The sequence below is a fragment of the Actinoplanes sp. NPDC023801 genome, assembly GCF_040639655.1.
In the GTDB taxonomy this organism is placed as follows: Bacteria; Actinomycetota; Actinomycetes; order Mycobacteriales; family Micromonosporaceae; genus Actinoplanes.
The window spans coordinates 242952-259036 of sequence record NZ_JBFAAI010000003.1; the positions used below are offsets into that span (position 1 = coordinate 242952).

Consider the following 16085-nt stretch of genomic DNA (forward strand, 5'->3'; position numbering starts at 1 on the left):
TCAGTGAAACCGGCGGAAACCCGTGAGGAACAGGACCGGAAGTACCGGCAGAGTCTCAGCACCGCTGCCGCACGGAACCTGACCCACACCACCAAGTCCGTCCCGCAGATGCAGGAGATCTCCTCCCGCTGGCTGCTGCGGAAGCTTCCCTGGGTTCAGGTGGCCGGCGGCGCCTACCGGGTGAACCGGCGGATGACCTACCGGGTCGGGGACGGCCGGCTCACCTTCACCAACACCGGCGCGTCGGTCCAGGTGGTCCCGAGCGAACTGCGGGAGATCGCGGTGCTCGCCGGCATCGAGGACGAGGAGTTGCTGCGCGCCATCGCCGACCGGTTCGTCCAGCAGGAATACCAGCCCGGCCAGGTGATCGTCGAGTTCGGCTCGGTCGCCGACAACCTGTACCTGATCGCACACGGCAAGGTGGACAAGGTCGGTGTCGGCCCGTACGGCGATCCGATCAGCATCGGTGTGCTCGCCGACGGGGAGAAGTTCGGCGAACGGGTGCTGATCGAGGACGAACCGATCTGGGGGTACACCGCCAAGGCGATGACCGCGGTCACCATTCTGGCCCTGCCGCGTTCCGCGTTCGCCGAGATCACCTCCCGCAGCGAGACACTGCGCCAGCACGTCGAGGGAGTCCGCGACAAGAGCCGCCGCCCGCAGAACAAGCACGGCGAGGCCGAGATCGCGGTCGCCGCCGGCCACACCGGTGAACCCACGCTGGCCGGCACCTATGTCGACTACGAGCTTCACCCCCGCGAGTACGAGCTGAGCGTCGCCCAGACCGTGCTGCGCATCCACACCCGGGTCGCGGACCTCTACAACGAGCCGATGAACCAGCTCGAGCAGCAGCTGCGCCTCACCGTCGAGGCGCTGCGCGAGCGCCAGGAGTACGAACTGGTCAACAACCGTGAGTTCGGCCTGCTGCACAACGCCGACCTCCGGCAGCGCATCCACACCCGCAGCGGGCCGCCCACCCCGGACGATCTCGACGAGCTGCTGTCCATGCGGCGCAGCACGAAGTTCTTCCTGGCGCACCCGCAGGCGATCGCCGCGTTCGGCCGGGAGTGCACGAAGCGGGGCATCTACCCGCCGCCGGTGGTCATGGACGGCCACACCGTCCCGTCCTGGCGTGGCGTGCCGATCCTGCCGTCCGGCAAGATCCCGATCAGTCACATGCACACCACGTCGATCCTGGCGATGCGGACCGGGGAAGCGGATCAGGGTGTCGTCGGCCTGCACCAGGTCGGGCTGCCGGACGAATATCAGCCGGGGCTGAACGTGCGGTTCATGGGCATCAGCGAGCAGGCGATCATGTCGTACCTGGTCAGTGCCTATTATTCGGCGGCCGTGCTGGTGCCGGATGCGCTGGGCATCCTCGACCACGTCGAGCTCTCCCACTGATGTCGGTCATCTCTGACGTCTCGGGCGCACCGCCGGCCTCCCTCCATCGGCTGCTGCCGGGATTCGGCATGTCGGCCATGCGCGCCTTCGCGGGACCGCTGATCACCCCGCCCCGCGACGACCGGCTGTTCTGCCCCGACGCGATCCGCGACGACCCGGCCCTGGGCGACCTGGTCGACGACATGCTTGTCGGCTGGGCGCAACAGGTCGGGATCTATGAGGGAAAACTCGACAAGCTGCGATCGTACGGCTTCGGCCGTTTCATGATGCTCGCCCACCCGGCCGTCACCGACCCGGACCGCCTGCTGATGGCCACGAAGTGCCTGGTGGCCGAATGGGCGGCGGACGACTACTACGTCGACGAGGTGGAGCTGGGCGCCGACCCCGCAGTGGTCGGTTCCCGGATGGCCCGCCTGCTGTCGGTCGTCGACCCGGCCCGGATGGTGCCGCGTTACGCCGCCGACATGGCCGGATACCACCGGCTGCAGCCGATCTCGGAAGCGTTCCGGACCGCGGTCGAGCACCTGGCCAGGTACGCCACTCCGGCACAGCTGGGCCGCTTCCAGCACCAGATGGCCGTCCTCTTCCTGGCCTGGACGCAGGAGGCGGACTGGCACGTCAACAAACGCACCCCGCCGGTCTGGGAGTACCTCGTCCAGCGGCACCTCAACAGTTACCTGCCGCCGATGCTCCTGGTCGACGTGCTCGCCGGCTACGAGCTGTCCGCGCACGAGTTCTACCACCCGGACGTGCGCCGCGCCTACACCACCGCAGCGAACGCGGCAGTGCTCGTCAACGACCTGCACTCGGGCTCCCGGGAGTCCGAGAACGACTTCAGCCTGCCGCGGGTGCTGCAACTCAACGAGGGCCTGCCGGCGAAGGAGGCGGTCGCCCGGACCGTCGCGATCCACAACGAGCTCATGCACACCTTCGTGGGGCTGGCCGCCCAACTCAGCGCCGCCGGATCACCGAACCTGCGGCGTTACCTCGCCGACACCTGGGCCTGGCTCGGCGGCAGCCGCCGCTGGCACGCCACCACCGGCCGATACAACGAGAACGGGAGCCGATAATGACCAGCACCATCCTGCGTACGCACTTCGAGAAGTCGGTCGCCGCCTACTGGAACACCAACCGGGACGACCCGGTGAACCTGCGCCTCGGCGAGGTCGACGACCTCTACCACCACCACTACGGCGTCGGCCCGTACGATCCGGCGGTCCTGGACGCCCCGGCCGACACCCGCGAGCAGCGGATCATCGCCGAGCTGCACCGCCTGGAGAGCGCACAGGCCGATCTGCTGCTCGACCACCTGGGCCCGATCACCGCCGACGACATGGTGCTGGACGGCGGCTCGGGTCGCGGCGGCACGAGCATCATGGCCCACCAGCGTTTCGGCTGCGAGGTCGACGGCGTCTCGATCTCCGAGTACCAGGTCGGCTTCGCCAACGAGCAGGCCGCCCGCCGCGGGATCGGCGCGCGGGTCCGCTTCCACTTCCGCAACATGCTGGAGACCCAGCTGCCGGCCGGCACCCGCCAGGCGATCTGGACCAACGAGACCACCATGTACGTGGACCTCGACGATCTCTACCGCGAATTCGCCCGCCTGCTGAAGTTCGGCGGCCGCTACGTCTGCATCACCGGCTGCGCCAACGACGTGACCGGCCTGCGTTCCAAGGCCGTCAGCAAGATCAACGAGCACTACACCTGCGACATCCACCCGCGCAGCCAGTACTTCAAGGCGCTGGCCGCCAACGGCCTGGTCCCGATCAACGTGGTCGACCTGACCGCGGCGACCATCCCGTACTGGCAGCTTCGCGCCAAGTCCGAGGTCGCCACCGGCATCGAGGAGGCGTTCCTGACCGCCTACCAGGAGGGCAGCTTCCACTACCTGCTCATCGCCGCCGACCGCATCTGACCCTCACCGGCCGGGCGCGGCGGTCCCGTCGCGCCCAGCGGGCCGGCCCCGGGACGCCTCCTTCCACCCGGTCCCCCACCGGCGGCGACGGCGGATGACGACCTCCACCACGGCAAGGTTGACGATCCACCCGAGGGTCTGGCCGATCGGGATCAGGGACGCGACGCGATCCCCGGCCGGTCCACCGCCGCCCGAGCCGAACGGAAGCTGCACCAGGAGCAACAGCGGGGTGAGCAGACGTGAGGTGACGGCGAGGAACGTCAGCGCGTAGTTGCGCATCATCCAGTCGCGGTGGCCGGCGAAGTCGCGGCGGCGGGCGGCACGGTAGGCGAGCCCGCCGGTGATCAGCCACAGAACGGCCGCGGTGACGAGGCCGATCCGGGTGACGATGCGGCCCGACCACAGCGCGACGGGGATCGCGGTCACCGCCGAGGGAAGGACGCCGGCGAGCAGATAGACCCGCCCGATCGTCCGGTGCACCGCCCGGCGTGCCCGTACCGTGTCCATGAACTGCAGCGGGCCGAGCACGATCGCGACCGCGGCCGTGAAGATGTGCGCCACGAGCACGGTGTAGTGCAGGGACCCGCCCACGTCGAGACGGCTGTCGTCGATGTCGAGCCCGACGTACGGGCTGACCAGGACGACAGTGACGATCACGGCGGCGACGAGCATCAGCCATACGCCCCGGGCGAGCCGTCCGGCCGTAGGTCCACGGGCCGGGGTGGATCCCGGAACGCCGGTCATCGTTTCCTCCTGGGTCGATTCGCGATCGGTGCCACCGCCGCGATGCGCTGCGGGCGGCACCGTGCGCCGGACGATCGGGCACCGATGCAGCATGCCGAGGGGCCACGTCGCCGGCGTCAGCCCGATCGCGGCGGCGGTCGTACGCAGATTCGCGTACGCGGCCCGGCCATCGCCCTGCAAGGATCGCCGGATGAGGTGGATCCGGTCGTCGGCAGCGGACCTGGCTGCGGCGATCGTGCTCGCGGTGTCGGCCGCCGCCGGCAGCGCCGTGGCCGACCGGCTCGGACGCCCGTCGGTGCCGATGGACGAGCCCGGCTATGTCCTGGTCGTGGTGGCGGCGCTCAGCCTGGCGGCGCGTCGCAGCCGGCCGCTCGTGACGCTGCTGGTCGCCGCGGCGTGTACGGGTGGGTATCTCGCCCTCGGGTACGCCTACGGTCCGGTGATCCTGGTGGTCATGATCGCGGTGTACAGCGCGGCGAGGCATGCTCCGCCACGGGCCGCGGCCTGGTGCGCGGCGGTGGCCGCGATACTGCTGCTCCCCCATCTGCTCACGTCCGACCGCGCTCCGGGGTGGCTGGGCGTGGTGCCGGCGGTCGCGTGGGTGGTCGTCCCCGGCGCCCTGGGCCACGGTCTGCGCCTGCGGCACGAGGCCGGGCGGCAGGCACGGGCCGAGGCGATCCGGCAGCGGCTCGACGACGAGCGGCTCCGTGTCGCTCAGGAGGTTCACGACGTCGTGGGACACGGCCTGGCCGCCATCAAGATGCAGGCCGACATCGCCCTGCACGTCATGCCCCGCCGGCCCGCGCAGGCTCAGGTGGCACTGGAGGCGATCAGCAAGACCAGCCAGCAGGCGCTCGACGAGCTGCGCACGACCCTGGCGGCCGTGCGGCGGGTCGACGCCAGTGACCGCGCGCCCACCGCAAGCCTCGGCCGCCTGAACGACCTGCGCCGGCGGATGGCCGACGCGGGCGTGACGGTGCGCGTCCACACCACGGGGACACGTCCCGGAACGCTTCCCCCGGCCGTCGACCTGGCCGGCTATCGCATCGTTCAGGAATCCCTCACGAATGTACTGCGGCACGGACGCTGCGAGCAGGCCGACGTCACCGTCCGGTACACCACCGGCGGTGTCTCGATCACGGTCGCGAACCCGATCACCGGAGCGCCGCCCTCCGGCGGTGGCTCCGGCATCGGTGGGATGCGGGCCCGGGTGGAGGCGCTGGGCGGTGACTTCGAGGCCGGAGCGGTGGACGGGCGGTTCGAGGTCCACGCACGGATCCCGACCGGAGGCGATACATGATCAGCGTCCTGATCGCCGACGACCAGGACCTCATCCGGTTGGGGCTGCGGACCCTCATCGCCGACGAGGACGGCCTCACCTGCGTCGGTGAGGCCGCCGACGGGCTCGCCACGGTAGCGACGGCCATCCGTACCCGGCCGGACATCGTGCTGATGGACATCCGCATGCCCGGCATCGACGGACTGGAGGCGACCCGCCGGATCACCGGCGACCCCCGGCTGGCCGGGACCCGCGTCATCGTGCTCACCACCTTCGAACACGACCAGTACGTCTTCGACGCCCTGCGCAACGGTGCCAGCGGCTTCCTGCTCAAGGACACCACGCCGGCGGAGCTCCTCCACGCCATCCGCACCGTGGCCGACGGCGGCGCACTGATGTCGCCGTCGGTCACCCGCACACTGCTGCGGGAGTTCGTCACTCTCCGGCCGGGCACCAGGACGCCTCACCCGCGGCTCGGCGCCCTCACCGACCGGGAGCGCGAGATCATGGTGCTCGCCGCGGAGGGCCTCACCAACGACGAGATCGGCGAACGACTCCGGATCAGTACCGCCACCGCGCGTACGCACGTCAGCCGCGCCATGGTGAAGCTCGGCGCCCGCGACCGCGCCCAGCTCGTCGTGTTCGCCTACCGCTCCGGGCTGATCGACTAGCGCCGGTCTCCCGGAGGAGGTCAGGCGCGGATCAGCGGGGCGGCAGTCTCGCGGGCGTGGTCGGTCCACGGGGCCGGGCGCATGGTGGCGGCGTCGAGGCGGACGTTGACGCGGCGGCCCTCGGCGTACACGGTGGCGCCGTCGAGTGAGGTGACGCGGAAGCCGTACGCCGCGCTGGTCGTGCCGAGTTTGTCGAGCCAGAAGTGGATGGCGATGTCGCCGACGCCGGTGACCGGCCGGTGGAAGGTGATCGCGTACTCGCGTACGACATTGAAGGCGTCCGGAGTGGTCGGACGGCCGCCGGTGAAGGAGACGCCCCGCTCGGTCCACCACTTGCTGACGGCGCGTTCGACGAGTACGGCATACCGCGAGTTGTGCAGGATGCCCATGGCGTCGAGGTCGTCGAAGTGCACGGGGGTGTGCTCGACGACGCCGTAGGAGATGGTCGCGCTGGTCATGAGAGCTCCGGAAGGATCGTCGGGTCGGTGGTGATGGCTCGCAGGTGGCCGAGCAGGGCGCGGCGTGCCTGGCGATAGGTGGTCTCGGGGCCGAGGACGGATGCCTGCATGACGGCGCAGATGCCGACGGCCTCGGTCTGGTAGGCGAGTGTCGCCGGGTCGGCATCGGGCCGCAGATCGCCCAGTGCCACGGCGTCGGAGGCCAGGCCGGTCAGGAAGGTCATCCAGTCGGTCTGCTGGGCGGCGAGACGGTCGCGGACGGGGCCGGGGCGGGCGTTGAACTCGAAGTGGGCGTTGGCGAAGAAACAGCCGCCGGGTAGCACCCTCGCCTCGTAGAACGCGATCCGCCGGTCGTGCACCGCCCAGAGTCGCCGGACGCCGGCCGGCGCGGTGAGGGCGGGCCGGATGACCCGGTCGGTCCACTGGACCCGAGCCTGGTCGATGACGGCGAGCTGCAGGGCCTCCTTGGAGCGCCAGTGCGCGAACAGGCCGGACTTGCTGACGCCGAGCGCGTCGGCGACCTGGCTCAGTGACAGCCCGTCGAGGCCGGACACGGTGGCGAGCACGAGTGCCTGTTCCAGCACCGCGCTGCGGGTCCGTTCCCCGCGAAGGAGCCTGCCGTCCCGCGTCATACCCTCAACCTACAAAACGACCGACCGTTCGTAAATATAAGTCGGATCACACCGCCCAATCCAGCATGTGGGACTGTTCCCCGGCGCAACTACCGCTCACCGCAGCGGCGATGCAGGTCAACCGTTGATCGAAGACCGGCGCGGGTGGCGCAGCCGGGCACGACTTCCCCCATCTCCTATGAACTAAATAGGTTTAACGGCGAGGGGGTGAACCACCGGATGACACAGATGACGGAACCGCGCCGACGCCGGGCCGACCGCGCCCGGCAGGTCGCCGACCTGCTGCGCCACCAGGTGCTGTCCGGCGCCTTCCCGGCCGGGACACTGCCCTCCGAGTCGCAGCTCTGCCACGATTTCACCGCCTCCCGCAACACCGTCCGCGAGGCCCTCGGCCTGCTCGCCGCCGAAGGCCTGGTCGAACGGTTGCCGGGCGTCGGCACCCTGGTGTGCTCGGCCAAGTACGCGCACGGCCTCGACCGGCTCGCCGGACTGGCCGAGACGCTGCACCACCAGGGCAGCATCACCAACGAGGTCCGCACGGTCGGGCTGGTCGACCCGCCGGCCGTCGTGGCCCGCCGGCTCCGGGTGCCCGGTGGTGAGCAGGTGGTCTACCTGGAGCGGGTCCGCAGCCTCGACGGCACGCCGGTCTCGCTCGACCTCACCTATCTGCCGCAGGACATCGGCGTCCCGCTGCTGGCCGCGGACCTCGCGGGCCGGGACGTCTTCGTGCTGATCGAGGAGCTGACCGGGCAGAGCCTGGGTCACGCGGACATCAGCATCGAAGCCGTCAACGCCGACGCGCACAGCGCCGACCTGCTCGGCGTGGCCGACCGAGCCGCCCTGTTGATGGTGGACCGGCTCACCCATCTCGCCGACGGACGCCCGGTCGACCTGGAGTGGATCCGGTTCCGCGGCGACCGGCTGACGCTGCTCAGCCGACTGCACCGCCTCTGATCCTCGAACAATCCACGAAACCGGGAGACCCCCATGCCTCTGGTCAATCAGCGTGTCGACGTACCGGTGACGATCGACCCGAACCTCTGCATCGACGAGTGCACCCTGTGCGTGGACATGTGCCCGCTCGACTCGCTGGCCATCGACCCGGAGACCAGCAAGGCCTACATGCACGTGGACGAGTGCTGGTACTGCGGGCCGTGCGCGGCCCGCTGCCCCACCGGAGCGGTCACCGTCGACATGCCGGTGCTGATCCGATGAGGCGGGCAGCTCCGGCCGCCGCGGCGTTGCTGATGCTCACCGGCTGCACCGTGGCCGGCAACCAGGCGCAGGCCGGCGTCGAGCAGGTGGTCGTCGGCTACCAGTCCAAGACCATCAACACGGTCACCGCCGGGACGCTGCTGCGGGCCCAGGGCTTCCTCGAGAAGCGGCTCGGCGAGAAGTACGACGTCGTCTGGCAGGACTACGACACCGGCGCGCCGATCACCGCACAGATGATGGCCGGGAAGATCGACATCGGATCGATGGGCGACTACCCGCTGCTCATCAACGGGGCTCGTGGCCAGCAGTCGGAGAAGACCCGGACGAAGATGATCGCGATCACCGGCTACAACCGGCGCGGGGCGCTGAACACCGTGGTGGTCGCCAAGGACTCGCCCGTTCAACGGCTGTCCGACCTGCGCGGCAAGGTCGTCTCCACAAGCGTCGGCTCGGCCGCGCACGGTCTGTTCGTGCAGGCCCTGCGCAAGGAGGGACTGACCCCCACCGACGTCAAGGTGGAGAACCAGCAGCCGCAGGTGGGCGCGTCCGCCCTGCAGTCCGGGAACGTCGACGCGCTGTCGCAGTTCGTCGCCTGGCCGGGTCTGCTCGTGCACCGCGGCGAGGCGAAGGTGCTCTACGACGGCGGCGCCCTGCAGGTGCCGACCCTGCACGGGACGGTCGTCCGGCAGCAGTTCGCCGACCAGCGTCCCGACGTGGTGAAGGCGTTCCTCTCGGCTCAGCAGGACGCCACCGAGTTCCTTTGGAGACATCCGCTGGAGGCCGCCGAGATCGTCGCGAAGGCGACCGGGCTGCCCGCCGAGGTGGTCTACCTCTACAACGGCGCCAACGGCATCGCCACCTTCGACCTGCCGATCCGGCCCGAGTTCCGGGCCGCCCTCGAACAGGACGTGCCGTTCCTCAAGTCGATCGGCGTGCTGCAGGGCATCGACCTGGACGCGTTCGTCGACGACAGCCTCGTGCCGGCCGGCGGCGGCGCACCGGGGGCCGTGCTCGGCGGCACCGACGCGATCTGCGGGACCGCCGTCACGGATCCGGCGCTCGCCGGTGAGCTCTGGCTCACCGGCGAGAACACCACGACCGCGACGACCGACCCGACGTGCCTGATCAAGGCGGTCCGGGCGGCAAGGACGGCAGGGAGACAGATCCGGGCCGCGTACGTGCCGGACACGACCACCGGCACGCGCTGGTTCGCCGACAAGAGCACCTGGGTGCACGACGGCGACCGGTTCCTGCCGTTCGTCACCGAGGCGGCCGCGAAGACGTACAGCACCGGGCATCCGGGGTCGCGCGTTCTCTCGTACGACCAGGTGGTGAACGAGCAATGACCACCGCCGTCGCCGCACCGCCCGGCCGGACCCGGACCACCCCCGGCCCTGAGCGGCCGTCCGGCCGTCCGGCGAGACGCTGGCTGATCCGGATCGCTTCCCTGCTCACCGCCCTGCTGGTGTGGGAATGGCTGACCGTCACCGACGTGATCGCATGGATCCGGTTCGATCGGCTGCCGACGCCGGTAGAGGTGGCCGGGCAGTTGTGGACGCTGCTGGGCGATCCGCTGTATTACCTGGACATCGCGCAGAGCCTGGTCCGCATCCTGACCGGTTTCACCCTCGCCGCACTGGCCGGCATCGCCGCCGGGATCGCGGTGGCCCGCTCGTGGCTGCTCTCCGACATCCTGCAGCCGCTGTTCGAGGTGGTGCGCCCGATCCCGGCGATCGCCCTGGTGCCGGTCGCGATCCTGCTGTTCCCCCGCAACGAGCAGGGCATCGTGTTCATCACGTTCACCGCGTCGTTCTTCCCGATCCTGGTCAGCACCCGGCACGCGGTCCGGGCACTACCGGCGGTCTGGGAGGACGCGGTCCGCACCATGGGTGGCGGCCGGTGGCGGGTTCTGATCAGCGTGGTGCTGCCCGGTGCGCTGCCCGGAGTGTTCAGCGGCCTGTCGGTCGGGATGGGGGTGTCGTGGATCTGCGTGATCTCCGCCGAGATGATCTCCGGTGACTTCGGGGTCGGCTACCGCACCTGGCACGCGTACACCATCGTCGACTACCCCGCCGTGCTGGTCGGCATGATCACCATCGGGGTGCTGGGCTGGCTCACCGCCGGCCTGGTGGAACTGCTCGGCCGGCGGATCGTGGGTGAGCGATGAGCCTCGCCTTCCACCTCGACGACGTCAGCCTCGGCCACGGTACGGACATCGCGGTCCGCGGGCTCGACCTGGACGTCCGGCCCGGCGAGGTGCTGGTCGTGGTCGGCGCCTCCGGCTGCGGCAAGTCCACCCTGCTCCGTACCCTCGCCGGGCTGCTGCCGGTGCGCGGCGGCATCGTGCTCGCCGACGGCGCCCCGATCACCGGCCCGTCCCCGGACCGGGCCATGGTGTTCCAGGACGACGCGCTGCTGCCGTGGCGCTCGGCACGCCGCAACGTCGAACTGCCACTGGCCATCCGCCGGGTCCCCCGCCCCGAACGCCGCGCCCAGGCCGGGCACTGGCTGGCCGAGGTCGGGCTCGGCGACCAGGCGCACCGGCGGCCGCGGCAACTCTCCGGCGGCATGCGCCAGCGGGTGCAACTGGCCCGTACCCTCGCGGGTGGTCCGCGCGCCATCCTGATGGACGAGCCGTTCGGCGCCCTCGACGCGCAGACCCGCGGCGCCATGCAGCGGCTGCTCGCCGACGTCCTGAGGACCACCCCGGCGACCGTCGTCTTCGTCACCCACGACGTCGACGAGGCGCTGTTCATCGGCGACCGGGTGGCCGTCCTCGCCCCCGACGGCATCCGCACGCTCGTCGACGTCCCCGAACCCCGCGACCCCGCGACGCGCGGCACTCCCCTGGTCCGCGCGGCCCGGGAGTCGCTGCTCGCCGCCCTGTTCTCACGGAGTGCCGCATGACCCGCCACCTGCAGACCGACGTGCTTGTGATCGGCGGCGGCACCGCCGGGACGATGGCCGCCCTGTCGGCCGCCACCGCCGGTGCCGACGTGCTGCTGCTGGAGAAGGCCCACGTGCGGCACTCCGGGGCCCTCGCCATGGGCATGGACGGTGTGAACAACGCGGTCATTCCCGGCAAGGCGACACCCGAGGACTATGTACGGGAGATCACCCGCGCCAACGACGGCATCGTCGACCAGCGCACCGTCCACCAGACCGCGACCCGCGGCCACGCCATGGTGCAACGGCTGGAGAAGTACGGGGTCAAGTTCGAGAAGGACGAGTACGGCGACTACGCGGTCCGCCAGGTGCACCGGTCCGGCCGGTATGTGCTGCCGATGCCGGAGGGGCGCGACATCAAGAAGGTCCTCTATCGCGTGCTGCGGCGGCGCGACATGCGGGAGAAGATCCGGATCGAGAACCGGGTGATGCCGGTCCGTGTGCTCACCGACGGGGGCCGGGCCGTCGGGGCGGCCGGTTTCGACACCCGCAGCGGCGAGTTCGTGACGGTCGCCGCCAACGCGGTCGTCCTGGCGACCGGGGCGTGCGGGCGGCTCGGGCTCCCGGCCAGCGGCTACCTGTACGGGACGTACGAGAACCCGACGAACGCCGGTGACGGGTACGCCATGGCGTACCACGCCGGTGCGGAACTCTCCGGCATCGAATGCTTCCAGATCAACCCGCTGATCAAGGATTACAACGGACCCGCCTGCGCCTATGTCGCCAACCCGTTCGGCGGTTATCAGGTCAACAACCGCGGTGAACGGTTCGTCGACTGCGACTACTGGTCCGGGCAGATGATGGCCGAGGTGGCGCGGGAACTCGAATCCGACCGGGGGCCGATCTATCTCAAACTCAGTCACCTGCCGGACGAGACGATCGCGGCGGTCGAGGGAATCCTGCACACCACCGAACGGCCGTCGCGCGGGACCTTTCACGCCGGGCGCGGTCACGACTACCGGACCCACGACATCGAGATGCACATCTCCGAGATCGGGTTGTGCGGCGGCCATTCGGCGTCCGGCGTGTGGGTCGACGAGAACGGGGCGACGACGGTCCCGGGACTCTATGCGGCCGGGGATCTGGCCTGTGTGCCGCACAACTACATGATCGGGGCGTTCGTCTTCGGTGACCTGGCCGGTACGCACGCGGCCGGGCTGCCGGCCCGCCCTTCCGCGCCACTGCCCGAGGACCAGATCGCGGCGGCGCGGGAACTCGTCTACCGGCCGCGGTCCCATCCGGACGGCCCGCCTCAGCAGCAGGTCGAATACAAGCTACGGCGATTCGTCAACGACTATGTGGCCCCGCCCAAATCGGCGGCGAAACTCGAGATCGCGGTCGAGACGTTCCAGAGGATGACGTCCGAGATCGACGGCATGGGCGGACAGACCCCGCATGAACTGATGCGCTGCGTGGAGGTGACCTTCATCCGCGACTGCGCCGAAATGGCGGCCCGCGCCTCGCTCGTGCGTACCGAGAGCCGCTGGGGTCTCTATCACGACCGCACCGACCATCCCGAACGTGACGACGAGTCCTGGCTCTACCACCTGAATCTGCGCAAACGTGCGGACGGGGAGATGGAGTTCGTCAAACGGCCGGTCGCCGAATACCTTTTCCCGGTCGACGGCTTCCGGCCTCCGGCCGCGGACGCCCCGATCGTGGCCCCGGAACCACGCCGATTCACCACTGCCTCGGCCCGGAAGGCCGGCGATCGTACGTCCGGGAGCACGTCGGCCGGCGCCGCGGCCCGCATCGTCGCCGTGCTGGCCCTGGCCGACCAGCTCTCCGCCGTCGCGTCCGATTCCGATCGTGCCAGGGAAGCGCCCGGCAACGGCTCACCCGGCGGGGTGCGCTTTCCTCAGCCGGCGTCGGGCGGGCACGATCCGGGGCTGGCCGCGTTCGCTGCATACCTGACCGATACGGACGCCGCCGTACGGCGGACCGCGGTCACGACGCTCACCGAGGTGGCGCCGCCCGGTGCGGCCGGCGCCCTGGTCGACGCGCTCACCGATCACGACTCCTCGGTGCGTGCCGCAGCCGCGGCCGGTCTGCGGGAGCTGGCCGACGTGCTGCCCGCGGACGACTCGCTCGCGGCCCGGTTGAGGACCGCCTACGGCAGCACCGACGCCGGAGTCCGCGAGGTCGTCATCGAACTGCTGCGGGTCATCGGACTCGGCACGGTCGAGGACTTCCGGGCCGCGGCCGAGGACGTCGAGGTGGCGGTCCGGCTGCAGGCGGTCCGCGGCCTGGTCCGCCGGGATGACGTCACCGGTCTGGCCGCGGCCGCCCTCGACCCGGCCCGCGAGGTACGGGTCGCCGCGGCACACGGCTTCGGCACGGTCAGCGACCCGGCCGCCGCATCCGCGCTCCACCGCCTGATCACCGACGACGACCCGCTGGTACGGGCAGCCGCGTGGCAGGCGGCGGCCCCGATCGGCTGCCCCGGTCCGCTGCCGTCACTGGCCGTGGCCGCGCTCGCCGAGCCCGCCTGGCAGGTCCGTGAGGGCGCCGCGAAAGCCCTGGCGGCCGCCCCGCCCGAGGTGGCCGTCCCACCGCTGCTGACGGCCGCCGGCGACCCGAACCTCGACGTACGCCGGGCCGCCATCCGCGCCCTGGCCGGCTGGCCGGACCACCCCGGCGTCGCGACCGTCCTGCACACGGCGGCCACCGAAGACCCGGACGCCGATGTCCGGGCCTGGGCCCGCCGAGCCCGGACCGTCCCCGCCTGACGCACCGGGACGGGCCGTGACGGCCCCGGCCCGACCGTCACGGCCCGTCCGGCCGGCGTCCAGCGCTGTATCGGACCGCTGCCGGGAACGGCTCGTGGACTGCCATCGCTGACGCGATCGATGCCGTTGGAACGTCGCCGGTGCGGTTGGGCGGGCTCTGTCCCGTACTAGAGAAGGGGTTCGAGGATCTTGAAGACGTGGGTGTTGGGGTGTTTGCCGCTGAAGCGGCCGGCGAACGGGCCGTAGGCGGTCACCGGCACGTCCTGGCCGGTGTGGCCGGTGGTGGTCCAGTCCATGACGAAGCGGAACCCGGTGCCCTTGACCGCGAACGGGCCGTCCTCGGCGGAGGTGCCGTCGCCGGACTCGTCGCCGGTGTCGACGTCCTCGACGGACAGGCCGCCGGTCTCGTGGTCGCCGGTCACCACGACGAGGGTGTCGCGGTGGCGCTGCGCGTAGGCGACCGCGACCGCTACCGCCCGGTCCAGCTCACCCATGGCCTGCAGGGTGCGGCGGCCGTTGTTGCGGTGGGCGAACTCGTCGACCGCCTCCTCCTCGACCAGCAGGAAGAAGCCGTCACGGTCGGCGGACAGGTTGGTCAGGGCCTTTTCGGTCATTGCGGCGAGGCTGACCACCGGGTCGTAGATGTCGCCCGCACCCTCGGCGCGCTGCTGGAACATCTCCTCGTTGGCGAACAGGCCGAGCAGCTTGCCGTTGCCGGCGGCGGCCAGCTGGGCGGGGGTGGAGACGTATTGGTAGCCGGATCGGCGGGCCTGTGCGATCAGGTCACCCTTGGTGCCGCGGCTGCCCTCCTCCGGGTCCTCGGCGGGCTGGTCGGGGTAGGCACCGGGGCTGCCGGCCGGCAGCCACCAGTCCTCGCCGCCGCCGAGGATCACGTCCGGCCTGGTGACCGACAGGTATTGGCGGGCGATGTCGTCCTGGGCGCCGCGATCGACGGCGTTGCTGAAGAACGCGGCCGGGCTGGCGTCGGTCACCTGGGCGGTGGTGACCAGACCGGTGGACTTCCCGGCGGCCTTGGCCAGCGCGCCCAGCGTCGGCAGCGGGTTGCCGTCGGGGTCGACGCTGATGGCGCCGTTGTAGGTGCGGACGCCGGTGGCCCAGGCGCTCGCCCCGGCCGCCGAGTCGGTGATCGCCGACTCCGGGTCGTCGGGGCTGGTGGTGAGCTGACCGGAGGCCGGCAAGGTGTCCATGGTCAGCTGCCCGTCGAGGCCCGCGTGGAAGAGGCGGGCGGCTTCGCGGTGGGCGGCCGACATCCCGTCCGCCGTTGACGAAGATGATGTTGCGCACGGCGGGACGGTCCCGGCCGGGAGCCTCGGCTCCGGCGTCGTTCAGCGGGATCACCGTGATCAGTGCGGCGGCCAGCAGCGCGGCGGCCGGTGTGGCGTATCGGGCGGACATGTCTCCCCCTACAGCTTCAGCGATGCACGGGTGTCGATGCCAGTGAACGCCTTCCCGGCCCACGATCGCACGACTGGCGCGGTGATTGTCACCGTTCGGTGCGATCGATCCGCAATTCTCGTTCCAGCTCGGCCAGCACGGTACGCAGATCGTCGAGCCGCTGACTGATCATGATGCGGTCGATCTCGTCCGGGATCCCGTCATGATCGTCGTCGGTGGCCAGGTGCTCGGTCAGTTCGAGGCGGCGGGCCTCCTCCATCGAGTTCACGATGACCGCGATCAGGATGTTGACCAGCAGATTGACCGTGATGAGCACGTAGCTGACGTAGTAGACGAGCGTCCACGGGGACAGCTCGAGCCCTTGGTCGATCAGGTCGGGCAGCGTCTCCAGCGACAGCAGCACGAACAGTGTCAGAACCGCCCGGCCGAGGGTGCCGTACTGATCGGGATCGGACTCACCGAAGATCAGCCAGCCGGCCATCCCGTACACGTAGAGCGTCACGAGGGCCAGCGCCAGGAAACCGCCGACACCGGGCAGGCTGCGCAGCAGCGCCGACACGATGGTTCGCAGGCCGGGCGAGAACCGGACCAGCCGCAGCACCCGGGCGATCCGGATCACCCGCAGCGCGGCCGAGTCGCCGTGCAGCCCGGGGATGAAGACGGCGGCGATCACCAC

16 protein-coding genes are annotated in these 16085 nt (G+C 70.7%); 11 read left to right on the forward strand and 5 right to left on the reverse strand.

Translation table 11 applies throughout. The features are described 5' to 3' along the window. Positions 1-3: 3 nt before the first annotated feature. Genes AB0G04_RS08245 through AB0G04_RS08255 form a run of 3 tightly spaced genes read left to right on the forward strand, consistent with a single transcriptional unit; the run spans position 4 to position 3319 of the window. Positions 4-1404 (forward strand): family 2B encapsulin nanocompartment shell protein, encoded by a 1401-nt coding sequence (locus tag AB0G04_RS08245; protein ID WP_360978547.1) that lies wholly within the window; start codon positions 4-6, stop codon positions 1402-1404. Continuing rightward, positions 1404-2474 carry a family 2 encapsulin nanocompartment cargo protein terpene cyclase gene (locus tag AB0G04_RS08250; RefSeq protein WP_360978552.1) on the forward strand — a complete coding sequence of 357 codons (1071 nt, stop codon included), beginning with the start codon at positions 1404-1406 and terminating at the stop codon, positions 2472-2474. Before AB0G04_RS08245 ends, AB0G04_RS08250 begins: the two co-directional genes overlap by 1 nt. Next, positions 2474-3319, forward strand: coding sequence for a geranyl diphosphate 2-C-methyltransferase (locus AB0G04_RS08255; RefSeq protein ID WP_360978555.1), 846 nt, complete (start codon positions 2474-2476; stop codon positions 3317-3319). The genes AB0G04_RS08250 and AB0G04_RS08255 overlap by 1 nt, the downstream gene beginning before the upstream one ends. A 3-nt stretch (positions 3320-3322) precedes the next feature. Here AB0G04_RS08255 and AB0G04_RS08260 read toward each other — a convergent pair whose 3' ends face one another. Continuing rightward, positions 3323-4063 (reverse strand): DUF2306 domain-containing protein, encoded by a 741-nt coding sequence (locus AB0G04_RS08260; RefSeq protein ID WP_360978558.1) that lies wholly within the window; start codon positions 4061-4063, stop codon positions 3323-3325. A 190-nt stretch (positions 4064-4253) separates the two neighbouring features. Between AB0G04_RS08260 and AB0G04_RS08265 the strand changes: the two genes are divergently transcribed. Both AB0G04_RS08265 and AB0G04_RS08270 read left to right on the forward strand, forming a co-directional pair. Then, positions 4254-5363: a histidine kinase gene (locus AB0G04_RS08265; protein WP_360978561.1), complete on the forward strand. Its 1110-nt coding sequence runs from the start codon at positions 4254-4256 to the stop codon at positions 5361-5363. After that, on the forward strand, positions 5360-6013 hold the full coding sequence (locus AB0G04_RS08270) for a response regulator transcription factor (RefSeq protein ID WP_360978564.1): 654 nt from the start codon (positions 5360-5362) through the stop codon (positions 6011-6013). Before AB0G04_RS08265 ends, AB0G04_RS08270 begins: the two co-directional genes overlap by 4 nt. 20 nt (positions 6014-6033) lie before the next feature. Here the strand turns inward: AB0G04_RS08270 and AB0G04_RS08275 are convergent, their stop codons facing one another. Both AB0G04_RS08275 and AB0G04_RS08280 read right to left on the reverse strand, forming a co-directional pair. Further along, positions 6034-6471 carry a thioesterase family protein gene (locus tag AB0G04_RS08275; RefSeq protein ID WP_360978567.1) on the reverse strand — a complete coding sequence of 146 codons (438 nt, stop codon included), beginning with the start codon at positions 6469-6471 and terminating at the stop codon, positions 6034-6036. After that, positions 6468-7103 (reverse strand): TetR/AcrR family transcriptional regulator, encoded by a 636-nt coding sequence (locus tag AB0G04_RS08280; protein ID WP_360978571.1) that lies wholly within the window; start codon positions 7101-7103, stop codon positions 6468-6470. The genes AB0G04_RS08275 and AB0G04_RS08280 overlap by 4 nt, the downstream gene beginning before the upstream one ends. 228 nt (positions 7104-7331) lie before the next feature. Between AB0G04_RS08280 and AB0G04_RS08285 the strand changes: the two genes are divergently transcribed. Genes AB0G04_RS08285 through AB0G04_RS08310 form a run of 6 tightly spaced genes read left to right on the forward strand, consistent with a single transcriptional unit; the run spans position 7332 to position 13993 of the window. Then, the gene (locus tag AB0G04_RS08285; protein ID WP_360978574.1) at positions 7332-8057 is read left to right on the forward strand and encodes a GntR family transcriptional regulator; all 726 of its coding nucleotides are present in this window, start codon (positions 7332-7334) and stop codon (positions 8055-8057) included. A 33-nt stretch (positions 8058-8090) separates the two neighbouring features. After that, entirely contained in the window at positions 8091-8318 is a 228-nt protein-coding gene (locus tag AB0G04_RS08290; RefSeq protein ID WP_360978577.1) for a ferredoxin family protein, read from the forward strand. Next, complete coding sequence (locus AB0G04_RS08295) at positions 8315-9664, forward strand: aliphatic sulfonate ABC transporter substrate-binding protein (RefSeq protein ID WP_360978580.1); 1350 nt, start codon at positions 8315-8317, stop codon at positions 9662-9664. The genes AB0G04_RS08290 and AB0G04_RS08295 overlap by 4 nt, the downstream gene beginning before the upstream one ends. Beyond that, positions 9661-10485 (forward strand): ABC transporter permease, encoded by an 825-nt coding sequence (locus AB0G04_RS08300; protein ID WP_360978583.1) that lies wholly within the window; start codon positions 9661-9663, stop codon positions 10483-10485. The genes AB0G04_RS08295 and AB0G04_RS08300 overlap by 4 nt, the downstream gene beginning before the upstream one ends. Further along, positions 10482-11225 (forward strand): ABC transporter ATP-binding protein, encoded by a 744-nt coding sequence (locus AB0G04_RS08305; protein ID WP_360978586.1) that lies wholly within the window; start codon positions 10482-10484, stop codon positions 11223-11225. The genes AB0G04_RS08300 and AB0G04_RS08305 overlap by 4 nt, the downstream gene beginning before the upstream one ends. Continuing rightward, a complete protein-coding gene (locus AB0G04_RS08310; RefSeq protein WP_360978589.1) occupies positions 11222-13993 on the forward strand; it encodes a fumarate reductase/succinate dehydrogenase flavoprotein subunit in 2772 nt (923 codons plus the stop codon). The genes AB0G04_RS08305 and AB0G04_RS08310 overlap by 4 nt, the downstream gene beginning before the upstream one ends. A 167-nt stretch (positions 13994-14160) precedes the next feature. On the opposite strand, the gene AB0G04_RS08315 is transcribed toward AB0G04_RS08310, so the two are convergent. Further along, the gene (locus AB0G04_RS08315) at positions 14161-15264 is read right to left on the reverse strand and encodes an alkaline phosphatase (protein ID WP_360978592.1); all 1104 of its coding nucleotides are present in this window, start codon (positions 15262-15264) and stop codon (positions 14161-14163) included. A 233-nt stretch (positions 15265-15497) separates the two neighbouring features. Next, a complete protein-coding gene (locus tag AB0G04_RS08320; protein WP_360978595.1) occupies positions 15498-16082 on the reverse strand; it encodes an ion transporter in 585 nt (194 codons plus the stop codon). Between the last annotated feature and the right edge of the window lie 3 nt (positions 16083-16085).